Genomic DNA, 17896 nt, shown 5'->3' with positions numbered 1-17896 from the left:
GCTCCGTGTTCCAGGGAAGCGCCCTCCATGCAACCATCCATCCGCGCTGTTCACCGCCTGGCCCTCGCCGCTGGCTTGCTGGCCGGCAGCCTGTTGGCCGCCGGCTGCGCCACGACCGCCGCGCCGTCTGCGCCAGCGGTGCCGTCCGCATCGCCGACCGCCGTCGCGCCGGAGCCGGGTTTCGTTCCGGTGGCCCGCTACGGCCGCTACACCCTGGTCGAGCTGGTGCCGGAGCCCGCGCAGCGTGATCTCTTGCAGCAGGCGGTGGAGGTCTCGATTCCGCCCATGCTCGATGCCAGCGTGGGCGATGCCATGCGCCACGTGTTGCGGCGTTCCGGCTATCGGCTCTGCAATGCGGCCGAGGCCGCTACGCTCTACGCGCTGCCGCTGCCTGCCGCACATCTGCGCCTGGGCCCGCTGATGCTGCGCGATGCCTTGCTGACCCTTGCCGGCCCCGCCTGGGAGCTGTCGGTCGATGACTTGACCCGCCAGGTCTGCTTCAGCCGGCACGGTGCTCCTACCTTCCTTTCCGCTGACCCGCCCGGCACCGCCACGCCCGTGCCGGACGCCGACCGGCCCGAGGAGATGCAGCCATGACCTTTCCCCAAGCGCCATCCGAGCGCCATTCCCGCACGCGCTGGCTCAAGATCGCCGCGGCCTTCTGGCTGCTGCTCATCAGTGCCGTGGCAGTCATCAACAACGTCGGCCTGTCGCGGCTCGCCGAACAGACCCAGGGCAGCGCACAGGATGCGCAGGTCAAGGCGCTGGGCCTGCGCGTGGCCGATCTCGAACAACAGGCCGATGCGGACAAGCGCCGGCCGGCGCCGATCGGCCAGGCCGAATTCGCCACCGCGCGGCAGGCGCTGGACGAACGGATGACGCGCCTCGAAGAGGCCGAGGAGGCGAGGGCCTTGGCCATCGACCTGCAGACGCTGCAGGCGCGCGTGAACGCAATCGAAACCCGCCTGGAGAAGGCCCGGCAGGTGGCATCCGCCGCTCGTCCGCGCGCTCCGGTTGCGACGAAACCCAAGGTACCGGAGCCGCCGTTCCGGGTGCTCGGCGTGGAGCTGCGGGGAGGCGAGCGCTTTCTGTCGATCACCTCCACCGCCGCGGCCTCGCTCGCGGGCGCCCGGCTGCTGCGCGAGGGCGATGCCGAGGGCGACTGGCAATTGCAGTCCATCGAGGCGCAGGCGGGCGTGTTTCAGGTGAACGGCCAGACGCAGCGCATCGCGGTGCCGTAGGAGGTCGCCATGATCCTGCGTTCGTTGCTCGCTGCCGTCGTCCTGTTCGCCGCTTTCGGCGCATCCGCCCAGCCGGCCCCGGTGACGAACTCCCGCATGGTGCCCACCCAGGTGCAGCCGGGCGCGGATGCCGCGCTCGACGAGAGGCAGGCGCGGGAGTGGGGGCTTCACCCCGAGGAGTGGGCGCGTTACCGGCAACTGATGCAGGGGCCGCTCGGAGTCTATTCGCCCCAGCTCGATCCGCTCACCGCGCTGGGCATCGAGGCCCGCAGCGAGGAGGAGCGCAGGCGCTACGCGGAGTTGCAGGTGCAGGCCGAGGCCCGGCGCGTCGGCAAGACGCTGGCCTACCAGCGGGCCTACGACGCGGCCTGGCAGCGCCTGTTTCCTGGCCAGCCGCGCGTGAGCCTGCCCGGCGCCAAGGCGCAGGGTGCCGGCAACACCGGCTCCGGGCGCCTGGCGATCTTCGTCAAGGCCGACTGCGCACCGTGCGCGCAGCGCGTGCAGCAGTTGCAAGCGGCCGGCACAGCCTTCGATCTCTACATGGTCGGCAGCCGTCAGGACGACGCGCGCATCCGGCAGTGGGCCACCCAGGCGGGCATCGACCCGGCCAGGGTGCGCGCCCGCACCATCACGCTCAACCACGATGCGGGGCGCTGGCTGTCGCTGGGCCTGCCCGGCGATCTGCCGGCCGTGGTGCGCGAGGTGAACGGCCAATGGCAGCGGTAATAGGTACTCCGGGCCGGAAGCGTCGGCCATCCCGCGTCGCCATCCGCTGCACCAGCGCCGCGCTGCTGCTCGCCACCGGCGGCTGGGCGTTGGCCGCCCTGGCGCGGGAAGTGCCGCCGCCGGCCTATCAAATGGCGGCGCATCGTGCAGACGTGCCGGCGGCGGTGCTGTACGCGGTGGCCTTGCAGGAGAGCGGCGCCATGCTGCGCGGGCGCCTGATCCCGTGGCCGTGGACGCTCAACGTCGCCGGCTCGCCACAGCGCTATGCCACCCGCGCCGAGGCCTGCGCGGGGCTGCACCGTGCGCTCGCCCACACGCAGGCCAATCGCATCGACGCCGGCCTCGGCCAGGTCAATCTCGGCTACCACACGCATCGCTACACGCAGCCCTGCGAGCTGCTGGACCCGTACCGCAACCTCGCCATCGCTGCGGAAATCCTGCGCGAACAGCACACGCCGGGCGAGGACTGGCTGCTTGCCATCGGCCGCTACCACCGGCCCGCCGACGGGGCACCCGCGGCGCGCTACCGGCGCAGTGTGCATCGGCACCTGACCCGCGTGCTCGACTCCGGCGTTTCCGTTCCAACCCTCCAGGCCACCACGCCATGAACCACATCGTCCTCATCGCCGCCATCGGGCTGCTGTCCACGACCACCGTCTTCGCCCAGACCGCCTCCGCGCCGCTGATCGTCGTCGAAGACCGCGGCGGTGACTCCGCGCTGCCGTACTACCAGTCGCTGAATCCCCAGCCGGATCAGGCCGCGCCGCCGGCCCCGATGCCGGCCCCTCGCGTGGGCAACGCGGCCGACGCCGAAGCCGCCATGCTGCCGGTGCGCTCGACGCAACTGTCGCCGGGCGAGGTGCAGCGCCGCGTCATCCGGGCGCCGGGCCTGACGGCGCTGTTCCTGATCGGCGACGACGAGCGTTCGCGCGCCTGGCTGCGGCAGCGGCAGGCGGTGCTGCGCGAGCTGCAGGCCGTGGGCCTGGTGGTCAACGTGGAGTCGATGGCCGCGCTGACGGCGCTGCGTAGGCTGGCTCCCGGCCTGACCCTCTCGCCGGCCTCCGGCGACGACCTGGCCCAGCGCCTGGGCCTGCGCCACTACCCGGTGCTCGTCACGTCCACCGGCGTCGAGCAGTAGGTGCGCAGATGGCCCAACCGCATGCGGTCGAGGTTCTGCTGCGGCCAGCGGTGGAGCTTCATACCGTGGCGGTCTGCACCAGCGCCGCGATTCTGTGCCTGGTGGCACCGTGGTCGCTCGCGCTGAACCCGCTGCTCGGCCTGGGCTCGGCGCTGGCCTTCCTGACCTTCGGCGCGATTCGTCTGCACGATGCCTGGGCGATCCTGCGCTATCGCCGCAACATCCGCCGCCTGCCGCGCTACGTGATGACCAGCCGCGACGTGCCGGTGAGCCAGCAACGGCTGTTCGTCGGCCGTGGCTTTCGCTGGGAGCAGCGACACACGCACCGGCTGATGCAGACCTACCGGCCGGAGTTCCGCCGCTACGTCGAGCCGACGGCGATCTACCGGGCCGCCCGGCGGCTGGAGGAGCGGCTTGAGTTCGCGCCGTTTCCCGTCTCGAAGCTGGCGCGCGTGCTGGCCTGGGACAGCCCGCTCAACCCGGCGCGGCCGCTGCCGCCGGTCGGCGGAATGCCGCGCCTGCACGGCATCGAGCCGCACGAGGTCGACGTCACCCTGCCGCTGGGCGAGCGCGTCGGCCACACCCTGGTGCTGGGCACCACGCGCGTGGGCAAGACGCGGCTGGCCGAGCTGTTCATCACCCAGGACATCCGCCGCAAGGTCCGCGGCGAGCACGAGGTGGTGATCGTCTTCGACCCCAAGGGCGATGCGGACCTGTTGAAGCGCATGTACGTCGAGGCCAAGCGCGCCGGGCGCGAAGGCGAGTTCTACGTGTTCCATCTGGGCTGGCCGGACATCTCGGCGCGCTACAACGCCGTGGGCCGGTTCGGGCGGATCTCCGAGGTGGCCACGCGCATCGCCGGACAGCTCTCGGGCGAAGGCAACAGCGCCGCGTTCCGCGAGTTCGCCTGGCGCTTCGTCAACATCATCGCGCGTGCTTTGGTGGAGCTGGGGCAGCGCCCCGACTACCTGCTGATCCAGCGCCACGTCATCAACATCGACGCGCTGTTCATCGAGTACGCCCAGCACTACTTCGCCAAGAACGAGCCGAAGGCCTGGGAGGTCATCGTCCAGCTCGAAGCGAAGCTGAACGACAAGAACATCCCGCGCAACATGATCGGGCGCGAGAAGCGCGTGGTGGCGCTCGAACAGTACCTGTCCCAGGTGCGCGTCTATGACCCGGTGCTCGACGGCCTGCGCAGCGCCGTGCGCTACGACCGGACGTACTTCGACAAGATCGTCGCTTCGCTGCTGCCGCTCTTGGAGAAGCTCACCACCGGCAAGATCGCGCAACTGCTCGCACCGAACTATTCCGACCTGTCCGACCCGCGGCCGATCTTCGACTGGATGCAGGTCATCCGCAAACGCGCGGTGGTCTATGTGGGGCTGGATGCACTGTCCGACGCCGAAGTCGCGGCGGCGGTGGGCAACTCGATGTTCAGCGACCTGGTCTCGGTTGCCGGCCACATCTACAAGTTTGGCATCGACGACGGGCTGCCCGGCGCCGCGGTGGGCGCCAAGATTCCGATCAACGTCCACGCCGACGAATTCAATGAACTCATGGGCGACGAGTTCATTCCGATGGTCAACAAGGGCGGCGGTGCCGGCGTGCAGGTGACGGCCTACACGCAGACCTTGAGCGACATCGAGGCGCGCATCGGCAATCGTGCCAAGGCCGGCCAGGTGGTCGGCAACTTCAACAACCTGTTCATGCTGCGCGTGCGCGAGACCGCCACCGCCGAACTGTTGACGCGACAATTGCCCAAGGTCGAGGTGTACGCCACGGCACTGATGAGCGGCGCCACCGACAGCTCCGACCCGTACGGCAATACCGCGTTCACGTCCAACACCCATGACCGCATCAGCAGCAACAGCGTGCCGCTGATCGAGCCGGCGCATGTGGTGGCGCTGCCCAAGGGGCAGTGCTTCGCGCTGATCGAGGGCGGCAACCTCTGGAAGGTCCGCATGCCGCTACCGGCACCGGACCCCGACGAAGCCATGCCGAAGGATCTGCAGGAGCTGGCCGGCTACATGCGGCAGCACTACGTCGAGGCAGGAGACTGGTGGGAGAACCAAGGCATCCCCGGCCTGCAGGACAAGGCGCTGCCCGACGACCTGCTGGACGACTTCAAGCAGATGGCCGCGGCCGAAGAGGCCGAAGCATGAGCGATCCGGCCGTCGCGGCCCAGCGCCAGCAGCAACGACAGCAAGGCCTGATCGCCGGCCTTGTCACGCTGCCGTTCCGCTTCTTCGGCGTGCTGTGCGGCGCGCTGCTGCTGTGCATCCTGATCGAATGCGTCGGCATGCACTTCTTCTGGCCCGAGCAGGGCTGGCGCCACGCGCAGGGCATGCTGCACTACGAGCTGGATCAGCTCTCCACGCATTTCACGCGCAGCGCGCTGGTGCAGGAGCCGGGGCGCACCGCGCACCGGCTGGTCGAGCAGGGCTACGACTGGCTGTTCGTGAAAAGCGGTCTGCTGGATTGGATACGCGACGCCTCGGCGCAGGCCAGCGCCGGCAGCCATCGCTCGACCAAGGATTTCCGCTACTACATCGGCTTGGTCTACGTGAACGTGGAGAGCTACCTGATCGCGGCGGCCTACACGACGCTGGTCTTCCTCGTGCGGCTGCTGGTGCTGTGCCTGACCCTGCCGCTGTTCCTGATGGCCGCCTTCGTCGGGCTGGTGGACGGCCTGGTGCGCCGGGACATCCGCCGCTTCGGCGCGGGACGCGAGTCGGGGTTCATCTATCACCGAGCCAGGGCCAGCCTGATCCCGCTGGCCGTACTGCCGTGGGTGACTTACCTGGCACTGCCGGTCAGCGTGAACCCGCTGCTGATCCTGCTGCCCAGCGCCGCATTGCTCGGCGTGGCGGTGTGCATTGCGGCGGCGACGTTCAAGAAGTATCTGTAGCTGCAGCCCTGCGCCAGGTCAGATGAACGATGCCATAGTTTCGGTTCTCTGCTTCGTCAAGTACGCCAGCATTGGCGTGAACGAATACGTTTCAAGCAATCCTCTTCTGCCTGTCTCGCAGAGACGCGGTCCAGTCCTTCAAAGCCTGGATGTCCTGAAAGAGATCAGTGGGTGGTGGCGGCGCAGCATTCCTACCGCTGGATGGATCGTGTGCGTCAACAACGTCGCAGCACTTCTTGAATCCGGCGGCGAAAGCATCGCAGTCAGCCTCGGTGAGCGCACTGACCTTCTTCAGGTCCTTGGCGTTGATGTAGTCCCTGTGGCGTTGAATAACGCGGACGAAAGCGATGTCCTCCAGGCCGCGCTCCCATGTGGCGCGCAGCGAGTTGTAGAGCTTTGCCACCTCGACCGCGTACTCGTCTTCCTGGTTGTTGTCATGCAGCAGCTTTGCCGCACGTGCCGCCTTCTCCAGCTTGTCGATGCGATCTTCGACGCTCTGGGCCTTCCAGGGCAGGCCGTCGGCCACCATACCGGCTCCCGCGGCGCCACGACTGAGCGTCGTGAGCCGCACTGCCCGCCCGGTCTTCGTCGCGTGGTCGTTCAGATCGTTCACGAACACCAGATCATGCGTGAAGACGATGACCTGGCGGTTCTCCGCTTCTTCCACGAGACGCTTGGCCACCTGCCCTCGCCAGCGATGGTCCAACGAGGACACCGGGTCATCGAAGACCAGAGCAGAGCGGTGCATTGCGGTGGCAAGCTCGGTCATGAAGGCGGCCAGCGCCACGCAGGTCTTTTCCCCTTCGCTCAGGATTTCGTGGACCTTGGCATCCGGCTTGGCGAAGAGGCGCACCTGATACTGCGGTGAGCCGTACTTGCCGCCGGAGCGCACGATTTCGACGCGAACCTTCGAGGCCGCAAGCCTGACAATCTCTTCCTGAAATCTGTCGCGCAGCCGAGGCGTAATCACGGTGTCGGCAATGTCGTTGCCCATCTTGGTGATGGTGTTCGTCGCCGTGTCGCCCGCACACTCGGTCAGAAACTGGATTGTCTTCAGCCGCTGTATTTCGTCAGTGACGACCGGCAGCATGCCGGCGAGCAGCGCCCGGTCGCTCAGCTCGGCGAAATCGGCTTCGAGCTTCTTGCGTTCATCCGCGTCAGCGGACTTGCGCAGCTCGGCGGCGTAGTTGCGGATCGTGGTCTGAAGCTGGCCGAGATCAGGCAGCGGCGACAGTGGAACGGGCGGAAGCTGTACCTCGCCGTTTCCGCCCAGGGCTTTGAGCAGAACGTGGCGCCGCAGCCGGGCTGCGGCGATGAAGCGGCGCGTCTGCTGCTGCGGCACCTCATTCTGGAGGCCCAGCTCGTCAAGACTAGCCTTCACCGCCCGTGTGCCGATTGCCCCGGCAGCTATGGTCTGCCGTGCGGTCTGAGCTGCCTTCTCTGCCTCGCGTGCCAGCTGTTCCGTGTCCTTCTGGATGAAATCCTCGAAGCGTGCCATCCGTGCACGTGCCTCAGCTTCCAATGGCTGCTGGCAAAGCATGCAATGCGCGTCTTCCGCCGACGGCGGGAACGGCTGTCCGGGGTAGGCGATCTCCGTCGAGTAGCGTCGGGCGGAATCCCAAAGCGCCCGCCACGTCTCGCCGCCGACGCCGGCAAGGGGTTCGCCCGTGAAGGCCTTCTCCGCGGCAAGACGTGCAGCGTCCCGTTTCGACCGTGCGTCCCTCGCGAGGGCAGCGGCTGCCAGCAGCTCCTCATCGGTGGTTTTGGCTGCAAAGCTGTTCACTGCGGCAATCAGCCGCATGACGTTGTCTGCTTTGACGGTCTGTTCCGCCGCTGCCTTGGTCGGATTCTTCGACAGGTCTTCCCGCAGGCGCTCGAGACGGGCGCTTTCGTCTGCCGAGAGCGCCGCCAGGGCTTCGATCTTCTTTGCGTCTGTGTTGGCGTTCAGCGCAGCAAGCGCCTTCCCCACGGCCGTGGTGGCCTTCCAGTTCGGCGCCGCAAAGATCGGATTGCGGGCCTTCTCAAGCTGCTTCTGCTCAGCTGCGAGGGCATCCTTCACCGCCTGGCAGGCTGCAGCAAGCTCATCCGGTACGTCCAGGCCAAAGGGGCGGAATGCAACTTCGTTCTTCTCGCGGATATGCACGGAGGCGCAGTCGCTATCGAACACGCTCACCGCTGACAGCGTTGCATGCGGATTTGCGCCGTTCTGCCACTGTTCGACCGGCTGCGGCACACCGCCGACCCCGTACGCGATGCTCGCGCCGACGCGCTTCGGGGGCTGATCGGCATACACATTGGGTTCGATCTTTCCGGCATGCCTTGCACGACATGCGCGCTTCAGGATTCGTGCGTAGCCGGACTTGCCCGCACCGTTGTCGCCGTAGATGATCGTGATTCCATTCGGCTCGAAGCCGAGGGTCTGGCCGGCGGCAAGGTTGTTCACGCCGGTCACGTCGGCGATCGACAGAAGCGATACCGCGGCGGTCTGACCGGGGTTGGCCGGAAGGTGGGCCTTCTCCAGCGGTACCGCTTTCAGCGCGCCTGCGGGGGCACCTTTGCCCTGTTTGCAAAGGTCCATGAGTTCGCCGATATCGGCCTCCGTCAGACGGCCGTTTGCGATGATGCGGCGCAGGGCGACACGCTGCCAGAGAGGACGATCCTTTGACCAGTCCAGAATCGTCTCTAAGACGGTCTTCTGCTGTGCGGCGGGCTTCTGCATTTCTTGTTCCTCTTCCCTGCCGGTTCATCATGCCCGTGAAGCGGCGATTTCGCGCCGCCTGGGTGCCTTGCCGGTATCGCTCTTGCTCACCGAAGTCGATCGAGGGCAACTCAATTACGCCTTGACCTCAAAGCGCAGGTAATCCGTGATCCGTTTCGACTCGCTGACTTCGTCATGGGACACCAGCAGGTACTTCCAGAGCTTGGTGCCTACGTTCGCCGCATGATCGGAAGCGTGCTTGCACCAGCGCATGGCGGCAGCGGCCTTGGCCTGAACTTCCTGGGTGTTGATGTCGGCGCGTGCCTTGGTCTCCACCATGAAGATGGTCGCTTCTCCGAACACGCGGTCATCGATGAAGCTGACCAGCCCATAGAGTTCGAGCAATGAGTTCTGCAACGGCGTCGCGGTCAGGAGCACCTTGGAGTGAACGCGCGACAGCGCCTCCTTGAGGGTCTTGGCGATGACGTTGCTGGTCTTGTAGACGTTACGGAGGCGATGGGCTTCGTCGAGGACGACCAAGTCCCAGTCGATGCCCTTGACATCGTCAGCCTTAGCCTTCGCGAACTGATAGGAACAGATGATCGGACCGGACGCGAACAGGAACGGGTTCTGCCGCTCCTGTTTTCGGATTGCGTTGTAGCTTTGGGCTTCGAGGATCAGCCCTTGTAGGCCGAACTTGTCCTGCAGCTCCTGGTGCCACTGCTTGCGCCGGTTCGCCGGAACGATGATGAGGACCTTCCGCCGCCGTTCGGCCCAGCGTTGGGAAAGGACCAAGCCGGCCTCGACTTGATGGGGATTCAGATCGACTTGCGAATCGACCAAGGTCGAAGCCAGCGACTCCACGGAGTCGCCTGCTGCACGCCTGGTCAGCAGCCAAGCAAAGTACTGGCTCTGGTGCGGCGTCAGAAGCTGCGGTGTTGTCAACGGCAATCCTCCCCTTGTTTCTCCCCGAGCGCGTTACGGGGGCTCGCCAGGCCCTGGCTCATTCCGCCCCCGCCGGCTTCTTACTGATGCTGTCGGCGATCCAGCGATCCAGCTCTGAGCGGCGAAAGCGCCAAGTACCTCCAAGCTTGAACGCCGGGATCTCACCTTTCTGGGCAAGGCGATAGACCGTCCGTTTTCCGGCTTTGAGGTAGGCCGCGACCTCCTCAAGCGTGAGGATCTCGCTATCGACTTCACTCATCTGAAAACCATCTGGTTTGGTCTTTCGTGACTTTGGATTGCCAAGTTTGCTCAATTCTACCAAAAGGTGGTAGGCGCTAGCCAACAAGAAATCCACCAGGCATTGCGCGAATGCCGGCCAGCGCGACCAACAAATCCGGTCGTGCCGTAGTTCCCATTCCCTGCGGCGCAAAGCGAGAGCGCGCCACAGCATCTGGCCATCCGCTTCAACGGGGAATGGCACGATGGGACAGACCAACCGCCGCACATCCGCATGGCCTGCGCTTGCCGTGGTGTTGGCTGTGTCGTTCTCGGCGCTGCAGCCTGCCGTCGCTGCCGACAGCCTCGCCTCGGAGCGTGAGCAGCTCGCGGCGCTCACCCGCCAACTCGACCTGATCGACCGCCTCGCCGAGCACGCCGCCAGTACCGCTCCGCAGGAACGTGCCCGCTACCACTTCGACTACGCCCGGCTGCGTGCCGACCTGAAGCGCGTTCGCGCCGGCCTGCAGGACTACCTCGTGCCCCAGCGCGCCCAGCCGCGCGATCCCGTCCCGCTGGCCGGCGATTACGTCCGCCGCGACCGCGCCGACGACGAGGAGCCATCGCCATGACGCCCTCTGCCGATCAGGTCGCCGCCTTCCAGGCCAACGGCGGCTTTGCGCCTTCGGCCGTCTCTGCCGTGGTGCTGGCTTTCGTGTTCGCCGTGTTGCTGCTGTGGGGCGTGTGGGCCATGCGCACTGCCTACGTCGGCTGGGCCGAGCACCGCATCAGTGAACGTCAGTTCCTCGCTGTCGTCGTGCGCTTCGTGGCGATGTACCTGGTGCTGACCTTCTTCCTCCTCTCCTGACCGTCACGAAAGGCCATACGCCATGAACACGCCATCGACACCCCATCGCATTCCGTCCCGCATCGCCGCACCGCTGCTGCCGCTGGCGCTCGCGGGCCTGCCGCTGTCGGCCTTCGCGCAGGGCCTGCCGACCATGGAAGACCCATCGCGCGGCCAGGGCAGCGGCATCCTGCAGACCTTACAGAACTACGGCTACGACATCGTGCTGCTGATCGCGCTGCTCGTGGTCGCCTCGATGTTCGTCGGTGTCTGCTATCACGCCTACACGCGCTACTCGGAGATCCACACCGGCCGCGCCACCTGGGGCCAGTTCGGCCTGACGGTCGCCGTGGGCGCGATCCTGCTGGTGGTCGGCATCTGGCTGCTCACCAAGGCAACCGGCGTGCTGTGAGGGCGGCAAGCGATGGACGTCCCTTCGGAGACCCCGCGCGACACACTGGTGACCTTCCTGCCGCACCGGCTGAACCGCCAGCCGGTGGTCGTGCGCGGGCTGACCGCCGATGAGTTGTGGATCTGCGCCGGCCTGTCGGCCGCAGCCGGGTTCGTGCTCGGCCTGCCGCTGGCCTGGCTCACGCACAGCATCGCCATGGTGCCCACGCTGATCGTCGCCGGCATCGCGTTGGGCGTCTTTGTCGGCGGCGGCTTCCTGCGCGCGCAGAAGCGCGGCCGGCCCGACACCTGGCTGTACCGGCAGCTCCAGTGGCGGTTGGCCCTACGGCACCCGGCGCTGGCGGCGTACCTGAGCGGGCAGCGCCTCATCACCCGCTCGGGCTACTGGACTACCCGGCGCAACACCGATCGAGGTGCGCCATGAGCCGTTTCAAGAACGAGGTTGCGCACCTGCAGGCGCACGTGAAGACGCTGCGTCTGGGGGCCGGCGCGTTGTTCGTGGTGGCGCTGCTGCTCGGCTTCGGTTGGTGGAGTGCGCCGAAGAGTCTGACCATCCATGTGCCGCCGGACCTGCGCTCGGGCAGCACGCGCAAGTGGTGGGACGTGCCGCCCGAGAGCGTGTATGCCTTCTCGTTCTACATCTGGCAGCAGGTACAGCGCTGGCCCACGAACGGCGAAGAAGACTACCCGCGCAACCTGCGCGCGCTGTCGGCCTACCTGACGCCGAGCTGCCGGGCCTTTCTGCAACAGGACTACGAGTACCGGCGCGCCAGTGGCGAGCTGCGTCAGCGCGTGCGCGGCATCTATGAGATTCCCGGCCGCGGCTACGGCGATGATCCGGCCACGCGCGTCAAGGTGGTTTCCGACCGCGATTGGATCGTCACGCTCGACGTGAGCGCGGACGAATACTACGGCTCCGAGCAGGTCAAGCGCGCTCTGGTGCGCTACCCCATCAAGGTCGTCCGGCTGGACATCGACCCCGAGCGCAACCCCTTCGGCCTGGCGCTGGACTGCTACGCCAGCGCACCCCAGCGCATCGAACCGCCGCCGACGCCGACCCAGGCCGGCGCGCCCGCCAACGCCTCCGGCCACCTGCAGGGAGACTCCCCATGAAGCCCGTTGCCTTGTCGGCCCTGGCCGGCGTCCTGCTGATCCTCGGTTTCGTGCCGGCCAGCCAGGCCGTGGAAATCCTGCGCTGGGAGCGCCTGCCCCTGCCGGTGCCGCTGGTGGTCGGCCAGGAGCGCGTGGTCTTCATCGACCGCAATGTGCGCGTCGGCGTGCCGGCCAGCGTCGGCGACCACCTGCGTGTGCAGAGTGCGGGCGGCGCGATCTACCTGCGGGCGAGCGAGCCGATTCCGCCCACGCGGCTGCAACTGCAGGACATGGAATCCGGCGCGCTGATCCTGCTCGACATCGCCGCCGAGCCGGCGAAGGACGGCCAGGCGCCGCTGGAGCCGGTGCGCATCGTGGAAGCGGAAGCCCCGGCGAAGCGCTACGGCGGCGGTGCAGCAAGCGGCGCGGACGAGCAGGCCGACGCGCCCGTAGACAAGCCTGCTCCCCGGCGCGAAACGTCGGTACCGGTCGTGCTGACGCGCCATGCCGCGCAGAACCTGTACGCACCGCTGCGCACCGTCGAGCCGGTCGCCGGCATCGGGCGCGTAAACCTGCGCCGCGACCTCGCGCTGGACACCTTGCTGCCGACGCTGCCGGTGCACGCGCGGGCACTGGCCGCGTGGCGCCTGGAAGACCTGTGGGTGACGGCCGTGCGACTCACCAACACCGCCGCGCGCTGGCTCGACCTCGACCCGCGCGCCCTGCAGGGGAACTTCGTGGCGGCGACCTTCCAGCATCCGAACCTGGGCCCGGCCGGCAACCCGTCCGACACCACGGTGCTCTACCTGGTCACGCGCGGCCACGGCCTGGCCGAGTCACTGCTGCCGGCGCTGAGCCAGATCGACGCCACCGTGAACCTGCCGCCGGCCGCCGCGGCCGGCTCGACCGGAGGAGCGCGCGATGAAGAGTAATCCGCTGCTCAAGTGGCTGCTGATCCCGATGGCGCTGCTGCTGGTGTTCGTCGGCATCAAACTGTTCTCCGGCGCCCCCGGCGGCCAACCCGCCCCCAAGGGCGCGGCCAGTACGCTCACACCCGAGGAGATGAAAGCCCTGGGGATCGCAGGCGACACGCCACGCGATACCGTCGCCACGCTGGTGGCCCAGGTGAAGCAGTTGCGCACCGAGCTGCAGAGCGCGCTCGGCGACAACAAGCAGCACAAGGCCGAGAACGAGCGCCTGCGTGCAAGGGAAAGCGCGATCGACCAACGCATCCAGAGCGCGCTGGAAGGCGAACGCAACCGCCTGGAGCAGGAGCGCAACCAGGTGGCCAGCGACAGGCAGCAGACCCAGGGGCTGCTGCAGGATCTGCAGCGGCAACTGGACGGCCTTGCCAGCAAGGGTGGCCCTTCCGACCTGCCCGTCGGACTGGGGCTGGAAGAGGGTGACGGCAAGCGCTTGAACCGCGGCGTCGGTGGCACGCAGTGGGTCGAGCCCGACGATGCCAAGGTCGACGCCAAGAACGGCAGCAAGGAGCCGAGCTTTCCCCTGAGCTTCGGGCCGGCCCAGAAAAGCCTGTCGGCCGCAGTGGAATCCGTCGCCGACGTCGGCAGCCGCGCCGTGGGCGCATCCACGAAGGCTGTCTACTCGGTGCCGTCGAACTCGACGCTCATGGGATCGATTGCCATGACGGCGCTGATCGGGCGCGTGCCGATCGATGGAACCGTCAACGACCCGTACCCGTTCAAGGTGCTGATCGGCCCGGACAACCTCACGGCCAACGGCATCGACATCCCCGACGTGGCCGGCGCCGTGGTCAGCGGCACGGCCTCGGGCGACTGGACGCTCTCGTGCGTGCGCGGGCAAATCCGCTCGGTCACGTTCGTGTTCCAGGACGGCACCATCCGCACGGTGCCGGAGGACAGCAGCAAGGGCGGTAACAGCGGCGGCAACTCGGGTCACAACGGCGCAAGCATCCAAGGCGGCCTGGGCTGGATCAGCGACCCCTACGGCATTCCCTGCGTCAGCGGCGAGCGGCGCAGCAACGCCCAGCAGTACCTGGGCAGCCAGGCGCTCATCACCGCGGCCGGCGCCGGCGCGGCCTCGCTCATCAAGTCCGACAACGGCAGCGTGGCCGTGGTCGCCAATAGCAACGGCTCGCTGGGCACCGTCGGCATCAGCGGCAATGAAGCGATGGGCCGCATCCTCGCGGGCGGTGTGCGCGACATGGCCGATTGGGTCAACAAGCTCTACGGCCAGGCCTTCGCGGCGGTCTACGTGCAGCCCGGCGCCAGGGTGGCCGTGCATCTGGAGCAACCGCTCGACATCGACTACGACGCCAAGGGGCGTCGGGTCCACCACCGCACCGGAGAAGCCCATGCCTCGGATCTGGATTGACGCGGCCGCCGTGCTGCTGGCGGCCACCCTGCTCGGCGGCTGCGCCACCAGCAAGGAGAAGCTGCTGCCGCACGGCGACAGCACCATGCTCGACATCTGGCATCAGGAGACCGGCGGCAGCGCGGGCGGCGGCCAAGCCGCCCGGCAACTGCTCGATGCGCGCCAGGGCCTGCGCCGGCCACTGACCGAGGCGGATGTGCAGGCAGCGCCGGACATGCAGGCGCGCTACACCCGTACCGCGCAGAACGAGATTCACCGCCAGTTCCACCGCCTGCCGAACCCCGACCTGGTGATGTACGTGTTCCCGCACCTGGCGGGCACCGACCCGGTGCCGGTGCCCGGCTACAGCACGGTGTTCCCGCTCTACCAGCGCGTGCAGTACGCGATGCCGGGCGAGCGCGTGGAGGACTACTGATGGCCTGGTCGCTGCCGTGGTCACGCAAGGGCGACGCATCGCCTGCTGACGCCGTAGATGCGACCGATGATGCCTGGGCACGGCACGTAACGGCGCTGGCAGCACAGGGTATCGCCGAGCCGGGCAGCGCGCTCGACCGGGGCCGGCGCAGGCCGGCCACCCAGGCCGACCACGATGCGCTCTATGGAGTCGCGCCGTCGTTCGCGGACTTGCTGCCCTGGGTCGAGTACCTGCCCGGCAGCAAGTGCATGTTGCTGGAAGATGGCCAGTCGGTGGCGGCCTTCTTCGAGCTGGCGCCGGTCGGCACCGAGGGCCGCGAGATGGCCTGGCTATGGCAGGCGCGCGATGCGCTGGAGAACGCCCTGCAGGACTCCTTCAACGAGTTGGACGACAACCCCTGGGTGGTGCAGCTCTACGCCCAGGACGAGGCCGACTGGGACAACTATCTGCGCTCCCTGGCGAACTATCTGCAGCCACGTGCGCAGGGCAGCGCGTTCAGCGACTTCTACCTGCGCTTCTTCGCCCATCACCTGCGGGCCATCGCCAAGCCGGGTGGCCTGTTCGAGGACACCACGGTGACGCGCCTGCCGTGGCGCGGCCAGGTGCGGCGCGTGCGCATGGTGGTCTACCGCCGCACGTCCGCGGCCCCGGCCCCGCGGCGCGGCCAGTCGCCCGAGCAGGCGCTAACCACTATCTGCGACCGCCTCGTCGGCGGGCTGGCGAATGCCGACGTGAAGGCCCGACGGCTCGGCGCGGCGGACATCCACGCCTGGCTGCTGCGCTGGTTCAACCCGAATCCGATCATGCTCGGCGCCGCTGCCGAAGACCGCGAACGCTTCTACGCGCTGACCCGCTACCCGGAAGAGCGGGAGGAGGGCGAGATCGAACTCGCCAGCGGTACCGACTTCGCGCAGCGCCTGTTCTTCGGCCAGCCCCGTTCGGACGTGCCCAACGGCCTGTGGTTCTTCGACGGCATGCCGCATCGGGTGATCGTGATGGATCGCCTGCGCACGCCACCCGGGACGGGCCATCTGACGGGCGAGACGCGCAAAGGCGGCGACGCCATGAACGCGCTGTTCGACCAGATGCCCGAGGACACGGTGATGTGCCTGACGCTCGTCGCCACACCCCAGGACGTGCTGGAGGCGCACCTCAACCACCTCGCCAGGAAGGCCGTCGGCGAGACCCTGGCCTCGGAGCAGACCCGGCAGGATGTGCAGCAGGCGCGCGGCCTGATCGGCAGCGCGCACAAGCTCTACCGTGGCGCGCTGGCGTTCTACCTTCGCGGCCGCGACCTGGCCCAGCTCGATGCGCGCGGCCTGCAGCTCGTCAACGTGATGCTCAACGCCGGCCTGCAACCGGTACGCGAAGAGGACGAGGTGGCGCCGCTGAACAGCTATCTGCGCTGGCTGCCATGCGTGTTCGATCCGGCTGCCGACAAGCGCCAGTGGTACACCCAGCTCATGTTCGCGCAACATGCGGCGAACCTGGCGCCTGTCTGGGGCCGCAGCCAGGGCACGGGGCATCCGGGCATCACGTTCTTCAACCGCGGCGGCGGTCCGATCACCTTCGATCCGTTGAACCGCCTCGACCGGCAGATGAACGCGCATCTGTTCCTGTTCGGCCCCACGGGTTCGGGCAAGAGCGCGACGCTCAACAACATCCTGAACCAGGTGACGGCGATCTATCGGCCGCGCCTGTTCATCGTCGAGGCGGGCAACAGCTTCGGCCTGTTCGGCGACTTCGCGGCACGGCTGGGCCTCACCGTGCATCGCGTGAAGCTCGCGCCGGGCGCGGGCGTCAGTCTGGCTCCGTTCGCCGACGCCTGGCGCCTGGTCGATACGCCGAGCCAGGTACAGACGCTGGACGCCGATGCGCTCGACGAAGGCCAGCCCGATGCCGGCATGGCCGTGGAAGGCGATGAGCAGCGCGACGTGCTGGGCGAGCTGGAGATCACTGCACGACTGATGATCACCGGCGGCGAGGACAAGGAAGAAGCGCGCATGACGCGCGCCGACCGCAGCCTGATCCGCCAGTGCATTCTCGACGCGGCCCAGCATTGCGTGGCGGACAGATGCACGGTGCTCACGCGCGATGTGCGCGACGCGCTGCGCGAGCGCGCCCGCGACGCCACGCTGCCGGAGATGCGCCGCGCACGACTGCTGGAGATGGCCGACGCCATGGATATGTTCTGCCAGGGCGTGGACGGCGAGATGTTCGACCGGTCCGGCACGCCGTGGCCCGAGGCGGACATCACCATCGTGGACCTGGCCACCTTCGCGCGCGAGGGCTACAACGCCCAACTCTCGATTGCCTACATCTCACTCATCAACACCGTCAACAACATCGCCGAACGCGACCAGTTCCTGGGCCGCCCGATCATCAACGTGACGGACGAAGGCCACATCATCACGAAGAACCCGCTGCTCGCGCCCTACGTGGTCAAGATCACCAAGATGTGGCGCAAGCTCGGCGCCTGGTTCTGGCTCGCCACGCAGAACCTGGACGACTTGCCGAAAGCGGCCGAGCCCATGCTCAACATGATCGAGTGGTGGATCTGCCTGTCGATGCCGCCCGATGAAGTCGAGAAGATCGCGCGCTACCGCGAACTCAACGCTTCGCAGAAGGCGCTGATGCTCTCGGCCCGCAAGGAGGCCGGCAAGTTCAGCGAGGGCGTCATCCTGTCCAAGTCGATGGAGGTGCTGTTCCGCGCCGTGCCACCCAGCCTCTACCTGGCGATGGCGATGACCGAGCCCGAGGAGAAGGCCGAACGCTTCCAGTTGATGCAGCAGCACGGCATCAGCGAACTGGATGCCGCCTTCCGCGTGGCCGAGAAGATCGACCGTGCGCGGGGCATCGAACCTCTGGCGCTGGACACGTTGGCCTGACGGGAGCAACACG

The 17896-nt window shown here is 67.6% G+C and carries 19 protein-coding genes; 16 read left to right on the top strand and 3 right to left on the bottom strand.

What is annotated here, in order from left to right:
• Window positions 1-27 precede the first annotated feature (27 nt).
• From pilL2 to AC3WKX_RS04810, 7 genes are read left to right on the top strand one after another with little or no spacing between them, the layout of a single operon-like run.
• Window positions 28-597, top strand: a complete 570-nt coding sequence (gene pilL2 / locus AC3WKX_RS04840) for a PFGI-1 class ICE element type IV pilus protein PilL2 (protein ID WP_173883004.1) — start codon at window positions 28-30, stop codon at window positions 595-597.
• Window positions 594-1241, top strand: a complete 648-nt coding sequence (locus AC3WKX_RS04835) for a hypothetical protein (RefSeq protein WP_047526658.1) — start codon at window positions 594-596, stop codon at window positions 1239-1241. Before pilL2 ends, AC3WKX_RS04835 begins: the two co-directional genes overlap by 4 nt.
• A 9-nt stretch (window positions 1242-1250) precedes the next feature.
• Window positions 1251-1967: a TIGR03759 family integrating conjugative element protein gene (locus tag AC3WKX_RS04830; RefSeq protein ID WP_102604173.1), complete on the top strand. Its 717-nt coding sequence runs from the start codon at window positions 1251-1253 to the stop codon at window positions 1965-1967.
• Window positions 1955-2575 (top strand): lysozyme family protein, encoded by a 621-nt coding sequence (locus AC3WKX_RS04825; protein WP_102604174.1) that lies wholly within the window; start codon window positions 1955-1957, stop codon window positions 2573-2575. The genes AC3WKX_RS04830 and AC3WKX_RS04825 overlap by 13 nt, the downstream gene beginning before the upstream one ends.
• Window positions 2572-3105: an integrating conjugative element protein gene (locus AC3WKX_RS04820; protein ID WP_102604175.1), complete on the top strand. Its 534-nt coding sequence runs from the start codon at window positions 2572-2574 to the stop codon at window positions 3103-3105. Before AC3WKX_RS04825 ends, AC3WKX_RS04820 begins: the two co-directional genes overlap by 4 nt.
• 8 nt (window positions 3106-3113) lie before the next feature.
• Window positions 3114-5270 (top strand): type IV conjugative transfer system coupling protein TraD, encoded by a 2157-nt coding sequence (traD, locus tag AC3WKX_RS04815; RefSeq protein ID WP_102604176.1) that lies wholly within the window; start codon window positions 3114-3116, stop codon window positions 5268-5270.
• Window positions 5267-6016, top strand: a complete 750-nt coding sequence (locus AC3WKX_RS04810) for a TIGR03747 family integrating conjugative element membrane protein (RefSeq protein ID WP_102604177.1) — start codon at window positions 5267-5269, stop codon at window positions 6014-6016. The genes traD and AC3WKX_RS04810 overlap by 4 nt, the downstream gene beginning before the upstream one ends.
• A gap of 91 nt (window positions 6017-6107) precedes the next feature.
• Here AC3WKX_RS04810 and AC3WKX_RS04805 read toward each other — a convergent pair whose 3' ends face one another.
• The 3 genes from AC3WKX_RS04805 to AC3WKX_RS04795 form a co-directional block, all read right to left on the bottom strand.
• The gene (locus AC3WKX_RS04805) at window positions 6108-8735 is read right to left on the bottom strand and encodes an AAA family ATPase (protein ID WP_102604178.1); all 2628 of its coding nucleotides are present in this window, start codon (window positions 8733-8735) and stop codon (window positions 6108-6110) included.
• A 114-nt stretch (window positions 8736-8849) separates the two neighbouring features.
• The gene (locus tag AC3WKX_RS04800; RefSeq protein WP_457285771.1) at window positions 8850-9509 is read right to left on the bottom strand and encodes an SNF2-related protein; all 660 of its coding nucleotides are present in this window, start codon (window positions 9507-9509) and stop codon (window positions 8850-8852) included.
• Between the two features lie 208 nt (window positions 9510-9717).
• Window positions 9718-10110: a helix-turn-helix domain-containing protein gene (locus tag AC3WKX_RS04795; protein WP_442600695.1), complete on the bottom strand. Its 393-nt coding sequence runs from the start codon at window positions 10108-10110 to the stop codon at window positions 9718-9720.
• Window positions 10111-10141: 31 nt separating this feature from the next.
• Here AC3WKX_RS04795 and AC3WKX_RS04790 point away from each other — a divergent pair, with 31 nt between their 5' ends.
• From AC3WKX_RS04790 to AC3WKX_RS04750, 9 genes are read left to right on the top strand one after another with little or no spacing between them, the layout of a single operon-like run.
• A complete protein-coding gene (locus AC3WKX_RS04790; RefSeq protein ID WP_102604179.1) occupies window positions 10142-10507 on the top strand; it encodes an integrative conjugative element protein, RAQPRD family in 366 nt (121 codons plus the stop codon).
• The gene (locus tag AC3WKX_RS04785) at window positions 10504-10743 is read left to right on the top strand and encodes a TIGR03758 family integrating conjugative element protein (RefSeq protein WP_031754987.1); all 240 of its coding nucleotides are present in this window, start codon (window positions 10504-10506) and stop codon (window positions 10741-10743) included. Before AC3WKX_RS04790 ends, AC3WKX_RS04785 begins: the two co-directional genes overlap by 4 nt.
• Window positions 10744-10765: 22 nt before the next feature.
• Entirely contained in the window at window positions 10766-11134 is a 369-nt protein-coding gene (locus tag AC3WKX_RS04780) for a TIGR03745 family integrating conjugative element membrane protein (RefSeq protein ID WP_047526673.1), read from the top strand.
• 12 nt (window positions 11135-11146) lie between these two features.
• A complete protein-coding gene (locus tag AC3WKX_RS04775; RefSeq protein WP_047526675.1) occupies window positions 11147-11557 on the top strand; it encodes a TIGR03750 family conjugal transfer protein in 411 nt (136 codons plus the stop codon).
• Window positions 11554-12246 carry a PFL_4703 family integrating conjugative element protein gene (locus AC3WKX_RS04770; RefSeq protein ID WP_065085010.1) on the top strand — a complete coding sequence of 231 codons (693 nt, stop codon included), beginning with the start codon at window positions 11554-11556 and terminating at the stop codon, window positions 12244-12246. Before AC3WKX_RS04775 ends, AC3WKX_RS04770 begins: the two co-directional genes overlap by 4 nt.
• Window positions 12243-13157, top strand: coding sequence for a TIGR03749 family integrating conjugative element protein (locus AC3WKX_RS04765; protein WP_102604180.1), 915 nt, complete (start codon window positions 12243-12245; stop codon window positions 13155-13157). The genes AC3WKX_RS04770 and AC3WKX_RS04765 overlap by 4 nt, the downstream gene beginning before the upstream one ends.
• The gene (locus AC3WKX_RS04760; protein WP_102604181.1) at window positions 13147-14580 is read left to right on the top strand and encodes a TIGR03752 family integrating conjugative element protein; all 1434 of its coding nucleotides are present in this window, start codon (window positions 13147-13149) and stop codon (window positions 14578-14580) included. Before AC3WKX_RS04765 ends, AC3WKX_RS04760 begins: the two co-directional genes overlap by 11 nt.
• Window positions 14561-14995 carry a TIGR03751 family conjugal transfer lipoprotein gene (locus AC3WKX_RS04755; RefSeq protein WP_102604182.1) on the top strand — a complete coding sequence of 145 codons (435 nt, stop codon included), beginning with the start codon at window positions 14561-14563 and terminating at the stop codon, window positions 14993-14995. The genes AC3WKX_RS04760 and AC3WKX_RS04755 overlap by 20 nt, the downstream gene beginning before the upstream one ends.
• Window positions 14995-17883, top strand: coding sequence for a conjugative transfer ATPase (locus tag AC3WKX_RS04750; RefSeq protein WP_102604183.1), 2889 nt, complete (start codon window positions 14995-14997; stop codon window positions 17881-17883). The genes AC3WKX_RS04755 and AC3WKX_RS04750 overlap by 1 nt, the downstream gene beginning before the upstream one ends.
• The last annotated feature ends 13 nt before the right edge of the window (window positions 17884-17896 follow it).

This window comes from Pseudomonas sp. GP01-A4, from assembly GCF_058780865.1.
Note: the sequence above shows the minus strand (reverse complement) of the source record. Positions and strands in the feature narration are given on the sequence as shown.